The 17647-nt window shown below is 59.4% G+C and carries 15 protein-coding genes; 9 read left to right on the top strand and 6 right to left on the bottom strand.

The genetic code is table 11. The features are described 5' to 3' along the window. The 3 genes from BLU11_RS14905 to BLU11_RS14915 are packed head-to-tail and all read right to left on the bottom strand — an operon-like array spanning position 1 to position 2850. Positions 1-345 carry a YdbL family protein gene (locus BLU11_RS14905; protein WP_090274715.1) on the bottom strand — a complete coding sequence of 115 codons (345 nt, stop codon included), beginning with the start codon at positions 343-345 and terminating at the stop codon, positions 1-3. Between the two features lie 12 nt (positions 346-357). Next, positions 358-546, bottom strand: a complete 189-nt coding sequence (locus BLU11_RS14910; RefSeq protein ID WP_090274718.1) for a YnbE family lipoprotein — start codon at positions 544-546, stop codon at positions 358-360. Between the two features lie 12 nt (positions 547-558). Next, complete coding sequence (locus tag BLU11_RS14915; RefSeq protein ID WP_090274721.1) at positions 559-2850, bottom strand: intermembrane phospholipid transport protein YdbH family protein; 2292 nt, start codon at positions 2848-2850, stop codon at positions 559-561. Positions 2851-2908: 58 nt separating this feature from the next. On the opposite strand from BLU11_RS14915, the gene BLU11_RS14920 reads away from it, so the two are divergent. Next, positions 2909-4393 carry a phospholipase D-like domain-containing protein gene (locus BLU11_RS14920; RefSeq protein ID WP_197674207.1) on the top strand — a complete coding sequence of 495 codons (1485 nt, stop codon included), beginning with the start codon at positions 2909-2911 and terminating at the stop codon, positions 4391-4393. A gap of 141 nt (positions 4394-4534) precedes the next feature. On the opposite strand, the gene gabD is transcribed toward BLU11_RS14920, so the two are convergent. Beyond that, positions 4535-5995, bottom strand: coding sequence for an NADP-dependent succinate-semialdehyde dehydrogenase (gene gabD, locus BLU11_RS14925; protein WP_090274723.1), 1461 nt, complete (start codon positions 5993-5995; stop codon positions 4535-4537). Positions 5996-6113: 118 nt separating this feature from the next. Beyond that, positions 6114-6575: a MarR family winged helix-turn-helix transcriptional regulator gene (locus tag BLU11_RS14930; RefSeq protein ID WP_157718699.1), complete on the bottom strand. Its 462-nt coding sequence runs from the start codon at positions 6573-6575 to the stop codon at positions 6114-6116. Positions 6576-6834: 259 nt separating this feature from the next. Between BLU11_RS14930 and BLU11_RS14935 the strand changes: the two genes are divergently transcribed. From BLU11_RS14935 to BLU11_RS14965, 7 genes are all read left to right on the top strand, one after another. Then, on the top strand, positions 6835-8607 hold the full coding sequence (locus BLU11_RS14935) for an N-acetylglutaminylglutamine amidotransferase (RefSeq protein ID WP_090274727.1): 1773 nt from the start codon (positions 6835-6837) through the stop codon (positions 8605-8607). Positions 8608-8622: 15 nt separating this feature from the next. Then, complete coding sequence (ngg, locus tag BLU11_RS14940; RefSeq protein ID WP_090274729.1) at positions 8623-10368, top strand: N-acetylglutaminylglutamine synthetase; 1746 nt, start codon at positions 8623-8625, stop codon at positions 10366-10368. Positions 10369-10387: 19 nt separating this feature from the next. Further along, complete coding sequence (locus BLU11_RS14945; RefSeq protein WP_090274733.1) at positions 10388-11575, top strand: osmoprotectant NAGGN system M42 family peptidase; 1188 nt, start codon at positions 10388-10390, stop codon at positions 11573-11575. A 250-nt stretch (positions 11576-11825) separates the two neighbouring features. Continuing rightward, positions 11826-13733 carry a beta-ketoacyl synthase gene (locus BLU11_RS14950; RefSeq protein ID WP_090274735.1) on the top strand — a complete coding sequence of 636 codons (1908 nt, stop codon included), beginning with the start codon at positions 11826-11828 and terminating at the stop codon, positions 13731-13733. A 310-nt stretch (positions 13734-14043) separates the two neighbouring features. Beyond that, the gene (locus BLU11_RS14955; RefSeq protein ID WP_090274737.1) at positions 14044-14562 is read left to right on the top strand and encodes an Hcp family type VI secretion system effector; all 519 of its coding nucleotides are present in this window, start codon (positions 14044-14046) and stop codon (positions 14560-14562) included. Between the two features lie 157 nt (positions 14563-14719). Further along, the gene (locus tag BLU11_RS14960; RefSeq protein ID WP_090274739.1) at positions 14720-14980 is read left to right on the top strand and encodes a formylglycine-generating enzyme family protein; all 261 of its coding nucleotides are present in this window, start codon (positions 14720-14722) and stop codon (positions 14978-14980) included. Between the two features lie 43 nt (positions 14981-15023). Next, a complete protein-coding gene (locus tag BLU11_RS14965) occupies positions 15024-16283 on the top strand; it encodes an IS256 family transposase (RefSeq protein WP_090271862.1) in 1260 nt (419 codons plus the stop codon). Between the two features lie 213 nt (positions 16284-16496). Here the strand turns inward: BLU11_RS14965 and BLU11_RS14970 are convergent, their stop codons facing one another. Continuing rightward, positions 16497-17159, bottom strand: coding sequence for a glutathione S-transferase family protein (locus BLU11_RS14970; protein ID WP_090274741.1), 663 nt, complete (start codon positions 17157-17159; stop codon positions 16497-16499). Positions 17160-17331: 172 nt separating this feature from the next. Here BLU11_RS14970 and BLU11_RS14975 point away from each other — a divergent pair, with 172 nt between their 5' ends. Further along, a complete protein-coding gene (locus BLU11_RS14975) occupies positions 17332-17571 on the top strand; it encodes a TIGR02647 family protein (protein WP_090274743.1) in 240 nt (79 codons plus the stop codon). The last annotated feature ends 76 nt before the right edge of the window (positions 17572-17647 follow it).

A 17647-nucleotide genomic window follows, 5' to 3' on the forward strand; every position in this document is an offset into this window, starting at 1 on the left:
CTATTTTTTCATCCACACGTCGTTGATCATGATGTATTGTCCGGCAGGAGTGCGCTCCAACGCCTTCTTGCCGGCCATGGATTCCACATCCCGCTGCTGGATATTGTTCTCCCTGGCCAGACGCTGATATTCATCGCGGCGAGCCTGATTTATCTGCCGGGCGATCTCGACCGCATTGCCACCCGCTGCCACCACTCCCAGATAACCATCAGGCTGCTCGCCCAGCTGGCCGGCGGCCTTGGCCGCTGGCAATGCCGACATCGCCTCGTTCAGGCTCAGTGCCAGCGCCGGAGCGCTCAGCAACAATGCCAATAACAGACCACCCATACGGATACTCATACGCATGTCATTTCTCTCCTAGAACAGCCCGCTGGATTCACTGAACAGCTCGTCCAGTTCCCTGTCGACCTTGATGTAGATCTCATGCTGGATCTTCACATTCAGGTTGATATTGATCGGTTCGCTGGGCGCCGCCAGCTGTACCGTCGGCGTGCAGGCAGTCAGTACCCCGACGGCCACCGCCATTATCACCAGACGCCAATGCATATGCCTCTCCTGTCATGGGCTGCGTCGCTGCAGATAATACTGCTCAACCCGTTTCCTGATGATCTCACTCACCTGTCCGCTCAATTGCAGACTGGTCAGCAAGGCCGGAATATCTTCTTCCAAACGTATATTCAGGTGCACCGGGCGCCCCTGCTGAAAGGCAGGGTTGCTGCCTTCCAGGCGCAATCCGAGAACCAGTACACCCTGCTCATCATAGGACAGGTCGCTGGCCAGCACCTGATAATGGAAATTGTCCAGCGCCAGTGCCAGCTGCTCCATACCGGGGTTGGTCGCAGCCAGGTCGCGCAACTGCTGCGCCTGATAGCGCAACACCCCAGGTTCGCGCGCCTGCAGACGACCGTCATCAATCTGCAGCTTGCCATTGGCAAGGCTGATCGGAAACCGCCCGTCCAGCGTGCCCTGACCACTCAGCCCCTCCGCCGGATAGACCTCGAAAAGTCGCGCCAGTTCGACACCCTCTACCACGGCCACCAGAGTTTGCCGCGCCTGCCCCATATCCACTCTCGCCGGCTCCAGCAGAACACGCCCGTCCAGCACACCGAGGCTGGCGCTGCGCAGCTCCAGCGCCCCGCTGGAGGGCTTGCTCAACTGGGCGGTGTAGGTGCCGCTGGCACGCAATGGCCCAAGCGGCAGACCAGGATCAAGAGCGCTCAGATTCAATGCGTCCGTACTCAGTTGCAACATTTTCCCTTGCAGCGACACCGTCAGAGGCAGCGACAGGCCGCTGAAACTGGCTCTATCGTAGATACCCTGGCCGCCGGTCAGCTCCAGCTGTCCCTTGATCCGATCCAGACCACTACGACCGGAGGCCTGCAAGGTACTGCTGATCCGGCCGCTGGAGAAACTCAGCAACGCCGGCCAGTCGGCAAAGGTGGCAGCCAGGGGATCGGCAGCGCGCAGAAAGATCTCTCGCAGCGTCATATCCAGTCGCCACGCCTCACCGGTCGGCCAGTTCAGCTGCAGGTCGGTATTCAGACCGCTGAGGGCGGCCAGACTGCCGTTCAGCATCAGCCCGCTCGAGGAATGTTGCAACCTGCCGCTCAGGTTCCACCCCTGAGGCTTGAGCGCAGCATGCGTCAATCGGCTCGCGCCAAGCTGCAGCGGCGCCTCCAGTTTCAATTGGTCAGGCGCAGAAAAAGGCAGGTTCAGCGTTGCTTTGCTCAGGTCTGCCCGCAAGTCAGAGAGCTGCAGGCATGCATCCGTCAATGATAAGCTTTTCGTCGTGAGCAATGCGCCCTCGTTGAGCAACAGATTCAGTTGGTTCTGGTCGGCTTCTGCCTGAAACGGCCAATCGAGCTGCACGGTTTGCAGCTGCATTCCCTCCAGCTCCAGCTTGTCTGCGTTCAGCTGCAAACGTCCTGCATGCAGCTGCACCTGCCAATGCGGCAGGTGATTCAACGCCAACTGCGCATCGACTTGTCCGGCCACCGCACCTTCGATCTGCAACTGCATGGCGAAGGAGATGCTTTCACGCCAGGTATTCAGGCTGCTCGCTTGTGGCGTAATCCACACCATCAGCGCCGATGGCCGCAGCTCCGGCGGCAACACCGCCAGGGCATCCAGCTGCGGCTGCAGCAAACGCGCATCCGCCTGCCCCTCGCGCAGCAGCCATTGACTACCCCGGTTTTCCAAGTCAACCCGCACCTTGCCACTGAGCTGACCGAGGCCCAGCAGGTGCAGCGATTGAGGCAGATCCAATCCGGCCAACAGTCGATAGCCACCGGACTCCTCATGCAACTGCAGCGAGCCGCTCAGGCTTTGCTCGTCAGCTTGCAAATAGAGTTGCGCAACCAGTGCCAACGGCTGCTGATCGGTCGTCAACTGAAAGCCGCCCTGCAACACGCAAAACTCGCCCTCGCAGGGCAGCTGAAGCTGCATGTGGCGCACTTCCAGTTCCCGCGGCAACCAGGACAGCGGCCCGGCGAAGTGATCCAACTCGGGCAGGCTCCAGTCATCAGTCGGCTCGCTCGGGGGCAGGTTATCGCGCGGCTCCCAGACCAGTTGCAACTCATCGACCACCAGTTGATCGATCCGCGGCCCGCCATCCCAGACCGGACGCAGCCTGACGCCGTCCAGCCGGAAGTCCAGCCTGCCCTGCTCGCTCACATTGACTCCGTTGAGCTGCTTCACCTGCACAGCACCTTCAGACCAGCGCAACTGCTGCCAGTGCAGCTGCTCGAATCCGGCAGCCGTCAGGGCTCGCTGCACCCATAGTCCAGCCAGCAACACAGCCAGTAACACCAATAGCAACACTGCTCCTGCACTGATCGCAGCTTTGCGCATCGGCAACCTCTGAAGACAAGAAAGTGCATCAAGGTTAGCATGCAGAACGAATCGGAATATGAACTCAGCGGACAACGACATGGACATTCTCAATCGCATCAACCGCAGGAAGCGGCGCCGTCGGCCTTTGCGCGTACTTATCGCTTTATTACTTATAGCGTGGCTCGCCTCGAGCCTGTTTCAGGCCTACCAGCCAATGTCGGAAGGTCTGTCGGCCAGCACACCCTGGCGTCCGGCAGGCAATGCGCAGGTTCTGCTGGATCAGACCTGGCAAACCAGCACGGGCGAGCGCATCAGCGAACAACAGATCTTCGACGAGGTTCTGGCGATGATCAACAGTGCGCGCAGGCTGGTGGTCCTGGACATGTTCCTGTTCAATGATTTTGCCGGGCAAAGCAGTTTTCGCTCCCTGTCTGCCGAGGTCACTGCGGCGCTGATCGAGGCCCGGAAGCGACACCCGAACCTGCAAGCCGTGCTCATAACCGACCCCTTCAACACGCTCTACGGTGGCTTGGAAAACCCGGCACTACTGGCATTACAGCGGGCCGGTGTGGATGTGTTGATGACCCCGGTCGCAGAACTGCCCGCCTCGAACGTACTGTGGAGCAGCCTGTGGCATCTCTGCTGCCGCTTCGTTGGCAACAGCAACGAGGGCGGCTGGCTGCCCAACCCGGTGGCCGACGGCAAGGTCACTCTGCGCACGTACCTTCACCTGGCCAACTTTCGCGCCAACCATCGCAAGACCATAGTCGCGGATGCCGGCGACAGCTGGACTGCCCTGGTCACCTCGGCCAACCCGCATGATGCCAGCAGCCGCCACAGCAACCAGGCCCTGCGCTTCAGCGGCGCCGCTGCTCTGGATCTGTTGCAGACCGAAAACGTCGTGGCGCAGCTGGCTGGTTTCAATACCGTAAACTGGCCTCGACCACCGATCACAAACACCATCGCCGACTCGGATAACCGTCTGCGGGTTATTACCGAAGGGGCCATCCGTGATGCCGTGCTGCAGATGATCGACAGCGCCCAGTCCGGCGACCAACTGGATATGGATGTGTTCTACCTGTCCTACCGCCCACTGGTCGAGGCACTGATTCAGGCACAGCAACGCGGCGTCAGCATTCGTGCCCTGCTCGACCCGAACCGCGACGCATTCGGCCGGGAGAAAAACGGCATACCCAACCGCCAGGCCGCCTGGGATCTGGAGCGGGCCGGCATCCCGCTACGCTGGTGCGCTACCAGCGGCGAGCAATGCCATCGTAAATGGATCCGTCTGGACCGGGTCGACGGTAGCAGCGAACTGATCAGCGGCTCGGCCAACTTCACCCGGCGCAATCTGGACGACCTGAACCTGGAAACCGATGTGCAGCTGATTGCCGCCCATGACTTCCCGGCCATGACGACCGCACGCAGTGCCTTCGAGCGGGTGTGGCATAACGCAGACGGGATCGAGTACAGCCTGCCCTATGCTGAATTCGCCGATCATAATGTCGGACGATATGTGTTGTATCGAGTGATGGAGGCGACGGGGTTGTCGACGTTTTGAGCGCAGCGGTGGAAGCTAGTCATGCCGAGCCGATTTTCGAGGTGTAGCGCACCGGCGCTACATCTGCGGGCTCACCGGCACCGCACACCCCTGTCGTCGCGCAGGCGCGCGACAACCCGAAAGCTACCCGCCCCCGGCGGATCAGATACCACCCAGACACAGGTATTTGATTTCCAGGTACTCGTCCATGCCGTACTTCGAGCCTTCGCGACCCAGCCCCGAGGCTTTCATGCCGCCAAAAGGTGCCACTTCGGTGGAGATCAGACCCGTGTTGATACCCACCATGCCATACTCCAGAGCCTCGGCGACACGGAACACCCGACTCAGGTCCCGGGCATAGAAGTAAGCCGCCAGGCCGAATTCGGTGTCATTGGCCTGGCGGACCACATCGGCCTCGTCGTCGAAGCGAAACAACGGTGCCACCGGGCCGAAGGTCTCTTCGCGGGCAATCAGCATGCTGCTGTCTACCCCGGTCAAGATGGTCGGCTCGAAAAACAACCCGCCCAGAGCGTGAGGTTTACCACCGGCAAGCAGGGTCGCGCCGCCATCCAGTGCATCCTGCAGATGGCGCTGGATCTTGCTCACCGCCTCGGCATTGATCAGCGGTCCGGTAGTGACACCTTCGCGCATGCCATCGCCCACCTCCAGCCGGCGCACCGCCGCCGCGAGTTTCTCGGCGAAGGCGTCATAAACCGCATCCTGCACGTAGATCCGGTTGGCACATACGCAGGTCTGACCGGCGTTGCGGTATTTGGAGATCATGACACCTTCCACCGCCTCGTCCAGATCGGCGTCTTCGAACACGATGAAGGGTGCGTTGCCGCCCAGCTCCAGCGACAGTTTCTTCAGGCTCGGGGCACACTGCTGCATCAGCTGAATACCGACAGCGGTAGAGCCGGTAAAGGATAGCTTGCGCACCACCGGATTGGCGCACAGCTCGCCGCCCACTGCCCGCGCGTTATCCACCCCTGCTGTCACGACACTGAGCAAGCCGGCCGGCAGGCCCGCCTGCTCTGCCAATGCGACCAACGCCAGCGCGGAGAAAGGCGTCTGCGGCGCGGGTTTCAGCACCATGGCGCAGCCGGCAGCCAGGGCCGGACCGGCCTTGCGGGTAATCATTGCAGAGGGGAAGTTCCACGGCGTGATTGCCGCTGTCACACCGACCGGCTCCTTCTGCACGATGAGGCGCTTATCCGTCTGATGACCGGGAATCACATCGCCATAGACGCGCTTGGCTTCCTCGGCGAACCATTCGATAAAGGAGGCGGCATAGGCAATCTCGCCCCGAGCCTCGGTCAGCGGCTTGCCTTGCTCTGCGGTCATGATCCGCGCCAGATCTTCCTGATGCTGCAGGATCAGTTCATACCAGCGGCGCAACACACCAGCACGCTCTTTGGCGGTACGCCGACGCCATACAGGTTGCGCCGCCTGAGCCGCCGCGATAGCGCGACGGGTCTCGTCGGCGCCCATGTCAGGTACGCTGCCCAGGCGCTCACCGCTGGCCGGATTGACTATCTCGACACGCTGACCGTGATCAGCCTCGCACCAGATGCCGTCAATGAATGCCTGCTGGCGAAACAGCTCGGGCGATTGCAGTTCCATGGAAGTTCTCCTGTCCAGAGATGGCGTCACGCATTTGCCACATCAGCGTTTGAAATTTCAAACATGCTAAAGCGCAAATGCTGTCCAGACAAGATGGGGGAGACCTAGTAGGGCGGGCCTACACCAGCGGCTCGTCATCAATGAACACATGAGCGGACTGCTGACCTTCCTCGAACAAGCCAGCTACCCGTTGCAGGCTGGCCAGCAGCATCAACTGCTCCCAGTCGGCGAGCTTGCCGAAACGCTCGAGAAAGGCGCTCGGCAACAGAGCCGGCTCGGCCTGGATGGCCGCTTCGCCCTTCGCGGTCAGGGTCAGATGCACCTTGCGCTTGTCGCTCTGGCTGCGGACACGCTTGAGCAGCTCGCGGTTTTCCAAGCGGTCAATAATGGTACTGAGGGTCGCCTGCGATACGCTGACCTGCTTGGCCAGGGTGCCGAGCGTACCTTCGCCCATCGCCTGGATACTGTGCAGGATCAGCAGTTGAATCGGCGTCAGCCCACTATGGCGGCCAAGGCGCTTGGCGTGAATTTCGGTCGCGCGCTGCAGCCGCCGAAGGGCCAGATACAAATCGTGCATCATGTTGTGAAGCTCCCGGCAAGACAAACGGCAATATGGGCCGCGCATTCTGCCATAAACCGCAAGGTGTGTTGATGTTTCGTCGCAACGACCATCGTAGTGGCAACTGTAACTATTTCTTTCCAGTCAAAAAACCTTTAAACCAAACCGCCACACTGTTTTCCAAGTAACTGACCCAAAGGAATCAGTAAATAGTTTTTACCTCAAACTATTCTTCATTGTAGGTCCCTATGAGGACCCAACCACAGCAGAGGAGCAGTCGATGTGTGGATTGGCGGGAGAACTTCGCTTTGATGGGCAGAATCCGGACCTGGCGGCACTGGCTCGGATAACCGGGCAGATGGTCAGCCGTGGCCCCGATGCCTCGGGAGCCTGGTCTGGCGGTCCGGTTGCATTGGGCCATCGGCGACTGAAGATCATGGACCTGGCCGAAGCCTCCGGCCAACCCATGGTCGACGCGCAATTGGGTTTGAGCCTGGTATTCAATGGCGCCATCTACAACTACCCCGCCCTGCGTGGCGAACTGGAAGCCCTGGGTTACCGGTTCTTTTCCGATGGCGATACCGAAGTGGTACTCAAGGCCTACCATGCCTGGGGTGCGCAGATGCTTGAGCGCTTCAACGGCATGTTCGCCCTGGCTATCTGGGAACGCGACAGTCAGCGCCTGTTTCTGGCCCGTGATCGTCTCGGCATCAAGCCTCTCTACCTGTCTGCTACCGACAAACGCCTGCGCTTTGCCTCCAGCCTGCCGGCCTTGCTGCGCGGTGGCGATCTGGATACCAGTATCAATCCGGTGGCGCTGAACCATTATCTATCCTTTCACTCGGTGGTGCCGGCGCCGCTGACCATTCTCAACGGGGTGGAGAAATTGCCGCCCGGCCATTGGCTGCGTATCGATGCCAAGGGCAATCGCGAGCAGCAACGCTGGTGGAGCCTGGAATACGGCACCCGCACCGATGAACATGATCTGCCCTTTGAAGTCTGGCAGGAGCGTGTGCTCGACAGCCTGCGCGCTGCGGTGAAGCGACGTAATCTGGCAGCGGTGGATGTCGGCGTGCTGCTCTCCGGCGGAGTGGACTCCAGCCTGCTGGTCGGCTTGCTGGACGAAGCCGGCGCCCGCGATCTGCAGACCTTCTCCATCGGCTTTGCCGACGTCAACGGCGAGGCTGGCAATGAGTTTCGCTACTCAGACCTGATCGCCGAACATTACGCTACCGACCATCATCAACTGATGATTCCCGAGCAGGACATCATCAGCAATTTACCCGACGCTCTGGCAGCCATGAGCGAGCCGATGGTCAGTCACGACTGCATCGCCTTTTACCTTCTGTCTCGAGAGGTCTCCAAGCATTGCCGGGTGGTACAGAGCGGTCAGGGGGCCGACGAGATCTTTGCCGGCTACCACTGGTATCCCCCGGTCGATCAGGCGGAAGACCCGGTGGCCGCGTATAAACAGGCGTTCATGGATCGGGATTTCGCTGAATACCGCAACACCGTGCAGCCAGCCTGGGCGCAGCAGGACTATGCCGGTGAGTTCATCCGCGAGCACTTTGCCGGCCCTGGCGCCGCGCATGGGCTGGACAAGGCGCTACGGCTGGATACCACGGTGATGCTGGTGGAAGACCCGGTCAAGCGCGTCGATAACATGACCATGGCCTGGGGGCTGGAAGCGCGGGTGCCCTTTCTAGACCATGAAGTGGTGGAGCTGGCAGCTCGTATCCCGGGACGCTTCAAGTTGCCCGGCGATGGCAAATACGTACTCAAGGAGGCGGCGCGCAAGATCATTCCTGCTGCCGTGATCGACCGACCGAAGGGGTACTTCCCGGTGCCTGGGTTGAAGTACCTGCAGGGCAGCACGCTGGACTGGGTTCGCGAGAGTCTTACCGGCAGCCGCGCCCAGGCGCGTGGACTGTTCAACCCTGCCTACATCGATACGCTGCTGGATAATCCCATGGACCACATCACCCCGCTGCGCGGTTCCAAGCTGTGGCAGTTGGCGGTGCTGGATCTGTGGCTCGATGCTCAAGGACTTTAATCAGGTGATGCCGTAATGAGCCGACCTCTACCACCGGAACAACAACGCCTGCAACGCGGGCAGACACCCACTTGGGAACGTCTGCAAGCTGGCCATGCGCAGCAGGGGCAATCGCATACCGAAGAGCTGTCTGACGTCACTCTGGACTGCGGCTGGGGCCGCTTACTGGTCGGTCATACCTTCAGCGATCCCCAGCGGCTGGCCGATACCCTGCTACAGGAAACCGCCGGCGAACGGGACATTGCACTTTATGTCGCCGACCCCCATGTGGTGCTGTCGTTTGCTCCTCAGCAGCTGTTCCTCGACCCCTCCGACACGCTGCGCTTATGGTTCAGCAATTACCGGCCTGCCCATAGCGTGATGCGCGGCTTCCATATTCGCCGGCCGCAATGCGATGCGGACTGGGATGGAATCAATACCCTGTATCTGTCCAGCGGCATGGTCCAGGTCAACCCGCAACGACTGACGCCGCGTAAAGTCGGCGGGCCGGATTTCTGGCTGGCCGAGGATGCCGACAGCGGCGAGATCATAGGTACAGTAATGGGCCTGAACCACGCCCGTGCCTATGACGATCCCGACAAAGGTTCCAGCCTCTGGTGTCTGGCCGCGGACAGCAAGACCCAGCGCTTCGGTGTCGGCGAGATGTTGGTGCGACACCTGGTGGAATACTACATGAGCCGCGGCAGCGCTTATCTGGATCTGTCGGTGTTGCATGACAATACTCAGGCCAAAACGCTGTATCACAAGCTCGGCTTCCGCCAATTGCGCACCTTCACCATCAAGCGCAAGAACAGCATCAATCAGGCGTTGTTTCTCGGGCCTGATCAGGATGAAGGCCTTAACCCCTACGCACGCATCATCACTCGGGCAGCCCAGCGCCGAGGCATCGAAGTGACCGTCAATGATGCCGAGGCCGGATTGTTCACCCTGACCCAGGGCGGCCGCAGCATCCGCTGTCGTGAATCCCTGAGCGACCTGACCACGGCCGTCAGCATGACCCTGTGCCAGCAGAAACAGCTTACCCATCGCTGCCTGCAACGCCAGGGTTTGCACACACCGGCCTACCGTCTGGCTGCCGACCCTGAAGCCAACGCCGCCTTCCTCGCCGAGCACGGCGCGCTGGTGGTCAAGCCGGATAACGGCGAGCAGGGCAACGGCGTGGCAGTGAACATTCGCGATCCGGAAACCCTGGAGCAGGCCATCGAGGCGGCCCGCCGTTTTGACAGTCGTGTGTTGCTGGAAAGCTTCCACGAGGGTAAAGACCTGCGGGTGGTGGTGATCAATTATCAGGTGGTCGCTGCCGCCATTCGCCGGCCAGCCCAGATCTGCGGTGACGGCAGTAAAACTATCCGAGAACTGATCGAAAAACAAAGTCGCCGCCGACAGGCCAGCACCGACGGTGAAAGCCGCATCCCGCTGGATGAGGAAACCTGCCGCACCGTGGAAGTTGAAGGTTTCAACTTGGACAGCGTATTGCCCGCCGGTCAGCACCTGCAGGTGCGCCGCACCGCCAATCTGCATACCGGCGGCACGCTGGTGGACGTCACCGACGAACTGCATCCAACCCTGCGCGACTGCGCCATCGCCGGCGCCCGTGCGCTGGACATTCCCATGGTCGGTATGGACCTGCTGGTCCCCGCTGTCGACCAACCCGACTACGTCATCATCGAAGCAAACGAGCGCCCGGGCCTGGCCAACCATGAGCCGCGCCCGACAGCCGAATGCTTCATTGATATGCTGTTTCCGCTCAGTCAGCCCTGAAATATACAAAGGAGGACGCATGCAACCCAGCCATGGCCCCGATATGCAGTTCCTGCAACAGGTATTGTTGGAGATGCTCGCCATCCCCTGCCCCACCGGCTTCACCGACGGCATCGTACGCTATGTCGCCGAACATCTTGACGCCATGGGCGTGCCCTATGAGCTCACCCGGCGCGGCACCATCCGCGCTACCCTAAAGGGCCGTCAGGGCTCGCCCGACCGCGCCATCGCCAGCCATCTGGATACGATCGGCGCCATGGTCAGTCATATAAAAGACAATGGCCGCCTGGAATTGACGCCCATTGGCTGCTGGTCCAGCCGCTTCGCCGAGGGCAGCCGGGTCAGCCTGTTCGCCGAACGGGGCTGTTTCCGGGGCAGCGTACTGCCGCTGATGGCATCCGGGCACGCTTTCAATACCGAGGTCGATACCCTGCCAGTGAACTGGGATACCATCGAGCTGCGCCTGGATATCCGCAGCACCAGCCGGGCCGAGACCGAGGCCGAGGGCATAGCCGTCGGTGATTTTGTCGCCTTCGATCCACTGCAGGAATTCACTGACAACGGCTATATCAGTGCCCGCCACCTGGACAACAAGGCCGGCGCAGCCGCCTTGCTTACCGCCATCAAACAGATTGTGGAAAGTGGCGAATCCCTGCCGCTGGACTGTCATCCGCTGTTCACCATCACCGAGGAGACCGGCTCCGGCGCCGCAGGCGCTCTGCCCTGGGATGTCAGTGAATTCGTCGGTGTGGACATTGCCCCGGTGGCGCCGGGTCAGACTTCCACCGAGCATGCAGTGACCCTGTGCATGCAGGATTCGAGCGGGCCCTATGATTATCACCTGACCCGCCATCTGCTGAATCTGTGCGCCCGTGACGAGATTCCGGTACAGCGGGATGTCTTTCGCTACTACCACAGTGACGCAGAATCGGCGGTGCGCGCTGGTAACGACACCCGCGTGGCGCTGATCGCTTTTGGCACCGACGCGACCCATGGTTACGAGCGCACCCACCGCGATAGCCTGGAAGCCCTAACACGCCTGATGCTCGCCTACATGTTCAGCCCACCGGTGTTCGAGCATGATGATCGTGACAGCGCGCCGCTGGAAAACTTCCATCTGCAGACCGACGCCGATATGCCGCTCACAGGCGAAACGCCATTGCCGCCACTGGAGCAGATATTTGCCTGTGACAAAGAACAGGATTAGGTTACTGGTACCGTCAGAGGACGGCTTCTGATAAGGGCCTCATGCTCGTATCAGAAGCCTCTTCGTGTGAGAACACCCTAGTCTAAACGTGACCATCGGGTTACATTCCTCGTCTGCCTATGCAATCAAACCCAATTCGATGCCTGCTGGTCTTTTGGCACTACTCTTATGTAGTCGTCAGGATTTTCAGTCCGCTCCGGTTCAATAAGCGCCGGAGCCCATGCAGCGAAACAGCGAGGAGTCTTGCTTGATGTCGCGTTTACCGGTCATTGTCGGTTTCGGTGGATATAACGCCGCCGGCCGTAGCTCGTTTCACCATGGCTTTCGGCGTACCGTAATCGAATCACTGCCGGCTGCCGAACGTCAGGAAACCCTGGCAGGCCTGGCCGTGCTGATGAACCTGGTGCGCGCAGAGAATGATCGCTATCTGGACGAGGCAGGGCAACCACTGACACCTGCGGATATCGAACAGCGCTTCGGGCAGCAGATACTCGAGGGCACCCTGGTGCGCCGTATCGAAAAACGCCACCTGGATGTGGATGCTGCGCATTGGCATAAGGTTCTACCAGTAGGCCTGGAAGCGGGCCAGCCCTTTTCCTTCATTACCCTGGCCAAGCAATTGCCAGAGCCACTGCCCGCCGGCTGGAGCATGGAAGTGCTGGATGGCGGCGAAGTGCGTGTCACCATCGCCAGCGACTGCGAACTGAAGGTCGACAGCTATCGCTCTATGGCGGTCAAGTCCGCTGGTCAGCTGCCGACCGGCTTCGAGCCAGGGGAACAGTACAACTCGCGCTTCCATCCGCGCGGCCTGCAGATGTCCATTGTCGCAGCAGCGGACGCATTGCACTCCACCGGTCTGTCCTGGCAGCGCATTCTCGATCACGTCGAGCCGGATGAGATCGCCGTTTTCGCCAGCAGCATCATGAGTCAACTGGATGAATACAGCTTCGGCGGCCTGATGCAGTCGCGCCTCAAAGGCCATCGGGTCAGTGCCAAACAACTGGCGCTGGGCCTGAACAGTATGCCCGCCGACTTCATCAATGCCTATGTATTGGGCAGTGTCGGCACCACAGGCGCCATCACCGGCGCCTGCGCCAGCTTCCTCTACAACCTGCAAAAAGGTATCGAGATGATCGGCAGCGGCAGCGCCCGCGTAGTGCTGGTCGGCAGCAGCGAAGCGCCGATTACCCAGGAGTGTATCGAGGGCTACGGCGCCATGAGCGCACTGGCTACCGAGGAAGGGCTGCGCAATATCGAAGGCCGCGATGACGTGGACTTCCGCCGCGCCAGTCGCCCATTCAGCCAGAACTGCGGCTTTACCCTGGCCGAATCCGGTCAGTTCTTCATGCTCATGGATGATGAGCTGGCACTGGAGCTGGGCGCTGATATTCATGGCGCCGTACCGGATGTATTTGTCGGCGCTGACGGCTTCAAGAAATCCATTTCAGCTCCCGGCCCGGGCAACTACCTGACCATGGCCAAATCCGTGCACAGCGCCATGCAGATCCTCGGCGCCGACGCGGTACGCCAGCGCAGCTTCGTGCACGCTCACGGCTCCAGCACCCCGGCCAACCGGGTAACCGAGTCGGTATTGATTGATGAAGTGGCTGCCGCCTTCGGTATCGATGAACTGCCGGTGGCTGCGGTCAAGGCGTTCGTCGGCCATTCCCTGGCCAGCGCCAGTGCCGACCAATTGGCTTCGGCCTTGGGCACCTTCAAATACCAGATCCTGCCGGGCATCAAGACCATCGACAGTATTGCCGATGATGTCCACCAGAAACATCTGCGTTTCAGCACTACCGATGTGCCACGCGGCGATAATCCGCTGGAGGTGTGCTTCATCAACTCCAAGGGGTTTGGTGGCAACAACTCCAGCGCCGTGGTGCTGGGGCCACAGCCGGTCGAGCGCATGTTGCGCAAGCGGTACGGCGAAGAGCGCTTCGCCGATTATGAAATTCGCCGCGAAGAAACCCGCAAAGTCGCCGCTGCCTACGAGCAGCGCGCGCTGCAGGGGCAACTGGATGTGATCTACAACTTCGGCAAGGACATGATCGACGAGGGCGATATCGAGATCAGCGCCGAGCAGATGCGCGTTCCAGGCTTCAGCCAGCCGCTGATATTCAAGAAGGATCAGCGCTTCTCGGACATGCTGGACTGAGTTTTTCGGACGTGCACCTGGAATGGCATTTGCGCAACTTCTTGCACATCTTTCTGTGGATAACCCAGTTGATACAGGCCTGTAACCCTTGCCTGAAAAGGGCTACAGGCATTTGCGCAAGAACTTGCACAGCACTGCGCAACTTCTTGCGCAATTCAATGTGACGCACATCACACCGGCATGCCCGATCAATTTCGAAAATGAAGTAACTGACTGATCTATAACGATTTACACATTTCTGGCACGCTCCTTGTATTGGTACTGGTTCCCGGATCGCTGCGATCCACTCAATCCAGGCAAGGAGAGCATCATGCCAACACCCGCGTATCTGACTATCGAAGGCACCAAACAAGGCCTCATCACCGCCGGCACCTTCACCGAAGATTCCGTCGGTAACATCTTTCAGGAAGGTCATGAAGACCAGATCCTGGTTCAGGCCTTCGATCATCAGGTCATCATCCCCCGCGATCCGCAATCCGGCCAGCCGACGGGGCAGCGCGTTCACAAGCCGCTGATGATCACCAAGGTCTTCGACAAGTCCTCACCGCTGCTTTTCAACTCGCTGACCTCCGGTGAGCGCCTGAACAAATGCCGTCTGGAGTGGTACCGCACGTCTGCCACGGGCACCCAGGAGCATTACTTCACCATCGAACTGCATGACGCCATCATCGTTGATGTGCAATCGCGCATGCCGAACTGCCAGGACCCGAACCTGTCGCACTTCACCCACCTCGAAGACGTCTACTTCACCTACCGCAAGATTGTCTGGACCCACGAAGTGTCCGGCACCTCCGGTTCCGATGACTGGCGCACCCCGATCTCTGCATAAGCATCTGCAGTGATTGATGGTCAGCGGCCGGTTGTTTCCGGCCGTTGGCTTTTCCGTATCCAATGTAAGGACTCTCTGGAAAGCCTGGCGAGCAAAGAGCCCAGCCGTTTTCCAGAGACTCCAAAAAGGAACACAGGATGTCCGATAACAGCAGCATATGGAAGGTTGCGGAGTGTGGTCAGATATCTGTCCGGTTGGGCAGCGATACCCTCCGAACCCTCTAGGGTTATACGACATGGCTGGGAATGCCAGAGAGTGGGTGGAAGACTGGTTTTCACCAACTTATTATCAAGAAAGCGACGGCGCAAAGGATCCAACAGGGCCGGCGGAAGGCCAGAAAAAAGAACTCCGCAGCCTGGGAGTAGGCTCGCTCGACTTCAGCTTTTCCCGAACCTCAGCCTCTCTGGGGGTGTCATAAATTTTGTGTTTGGGCATAACATGTTGCAGCAGAGGATGCATGTATGCCGACCAAGAAGAAGCCGGGGCGTGAAACCCCGCGAGACCTACCAGCAATTCCCAAAGAGCTGATTGATCAGTTCGTCAATGGCCCGATGAGCGCTGAAGCCATTCAGGATGCCTCGATGGCGTTCAAGAAGGCGTTGATCGAGCGGGCCCTTGGTGCCGAGCTAGGGCATCACCTTGGCTACCCTGAAGGTGCTGAGCGCCCAGAGGGGGCGAGCAACCAGCGTAACGGCCGGAGCGGCAAGACAGTGCTCACCGATGATGGCCCGCTGCGTCTGGACATCCCCCGAGACCGCGACGGCAGCTTTGCCCCGATCCTGATTCCCAAGCATGAGCGCCGCTTTACCGGCTTTGACGACAAGATCATTGCCATGTATGCCCGAGGCATGACGGTTCGTGAAATCCGAGCCTTCCTGGCCGAGCAGTACGGAACCGATGTTTCTCATGACTTCATCAGTTCGGTTACCGATGCCGTATTGGAAGAGATTAGCGCTTGGCAGCAACGCCCCTTGGAGCCAATGTACCCGGTCATCTTTTTCGATGCCTTGAGGGTCAAAATTCGGGACGAGGGCCTGGTTCGCAATAAGGCCGTTTACCTAGCGCTTGGGGTGTTACCGGACGGTACACGGGATATTCTGGGCATCTGGATCGAAACGACGGAGGGCGCCAAATTCTGGATGAAGGTGTTCAACGATCTGAAGACCCGAGGCGTAGAAGATATATTGATCGCCGTGACTGACGGCCTGAAGGGCATACCTGAAGCCCTGAGTGCGGTGTTCCCGGATACCACCTTGCAGACCTGCATTGTACATCTGATCCGCAACAGCCTTGATTATGCAGGCTGGGACAAGCGCAGAGAGCTGGCCAAAGCTCTCAAGCCCATCTATCAGGCGCTCAACGCCGAGGTCGCAGCGCAGGCTTTGGACGCGTTTGAAGCTGGGCCATGGGGTAAGCAGTACCCGACGGTCACAGCAGCCTGGCGGCGTGCGTGGGATAGGGTCATTCCGTTCTTTGTGTTCCCGCCCGCCATACGAAAGGTGATCTATACGACCAATGCGATTGAAAGCATCAACGCTCAGTTGCGTAAGATCATTAAAACCCGGGGCCACTTCCCAACGGATGAGGCCGCGACGAAGTTGATCTGGTTGGCGCTACGTAATATCACTGCCAACTGGGGTAACGCGGCACATGACTGGAAAGCCGCTATGAATCAGTTCGCGATCCTATACGAAGATCGCTTCACCAGGCCGACCTGGTAAGTGAGGGCCTACCTGATGGCAGGCCATTAACGGCCCGAACACAAAAAATCTGACAGTCCCGCCTCTCTCTGGTTCCGCAAGAAGGCTTTTTAACAGAAGCCGGCTTCCGCTGCGCAGTGCAAAGCCCAGACCCGATCAGATAATGGCCCTGCCTACCCACCCCGTCACCCTCACACAGCTTGAAGAATGACGGACCGGGATCAGGGCTCCTGCTTACTTCCCCGGCCCAGACATGGCCGCAATAAAGGCCGCCATTTCTGCCTTCTTATCCGTCTCAATACGTTGCACGTTAGGGTTCTTGCTCAGCAGTTCAAGTAAGGCTTGCGCTTCGGGCCAGTCGCCCAGCAGGTCGAGACCAAACAGTTTCTTAGCCACAGCCTGTGCCAGATCGATGCTGAAGAGAAACAGGATGTCGGCGATGGTCATCTCGCTGCCGGCGACGTATGGGGAAAAGCTGCCGTGTCGGCGCAAGGCGGCGACGCCCGCTTGCAGCTCCGCTTTGGCCTTGTCCTTCACGTTCTGCTCTACTTTGCCGCCGAAAAAGACTTCGGGGTAACAGCTGCGGGCCGGCAGCTCGATATACAGCTCAACTTCCTTGGCCAGCGCACGAACGGTAGCCCTTGCGAAAGGATCGCTCGGCAACAGTGATTTGCCGCCCTGGGTCTCGTCGATGTATTCGAGGATGACATTGGTTTCGCTGATGAAGCCTTGCTCGGTTTCCAGGCACGGCACCTTGCCGCGGGGGCTCATTGCCAGAAATTCGGCGTCCTGACTGCCACGCACCGTATTGATTTCAAAATCCACGCCTTTTTCCAGCAGCGCTAATTTGGCCATATTGAAGTAGTTGCTGACTGCAAAACCGTGAAGTCTGAGCATTATTTTTTATCCGTCTTGTTTTTGAAGAGCGTCAGTTTCAATCAAAAAGCGAGGATACGTCCAGTACATCATCGCCATGAATTTCGCCGGGGTGGATGGCCGCATTGCCACCCTGACACCGCGTGGTTAGACTGCGAGAGTAGTTTACCGTCTATCAGAAAAGGTACTGCTCATGTCACTGACTCCCGAAGAAATCGACGATATCAATCTGCTGGCTCAGTACAATCTCGCCAATACACAGGCGGGGCTCAAGGTTCATCAACAGGAAGCGTCAGCTACTACGGTGGAGACTGCCGCGCGGCTGTATCAGCGGGGGCTCACTACCATGGATGATGGTGGGTATCTGACCAGCCTCGGACTGGAAGCCGCTGAACATGCTCAGGCGTTGGTGACCATCCTGCGCGCCAAGTAAGTCAGTAGAGAAACAACCTCAATGGATTGCCGCTCGATTTTATGAGCGGCCATGCCAACACAGCGTCAGTGGTACG

Source organism: Halopseudomonas litoralis (assembly GCF_900105005.1).
GTDB classification, from domain to species: domain Bacteria; phylum Pseudomonadota; class Gammaproteobacteria; order Pseudomonadales; family Pseudomonadaceae; genus Halopseudomonas; species Halopseudomonas litoralis.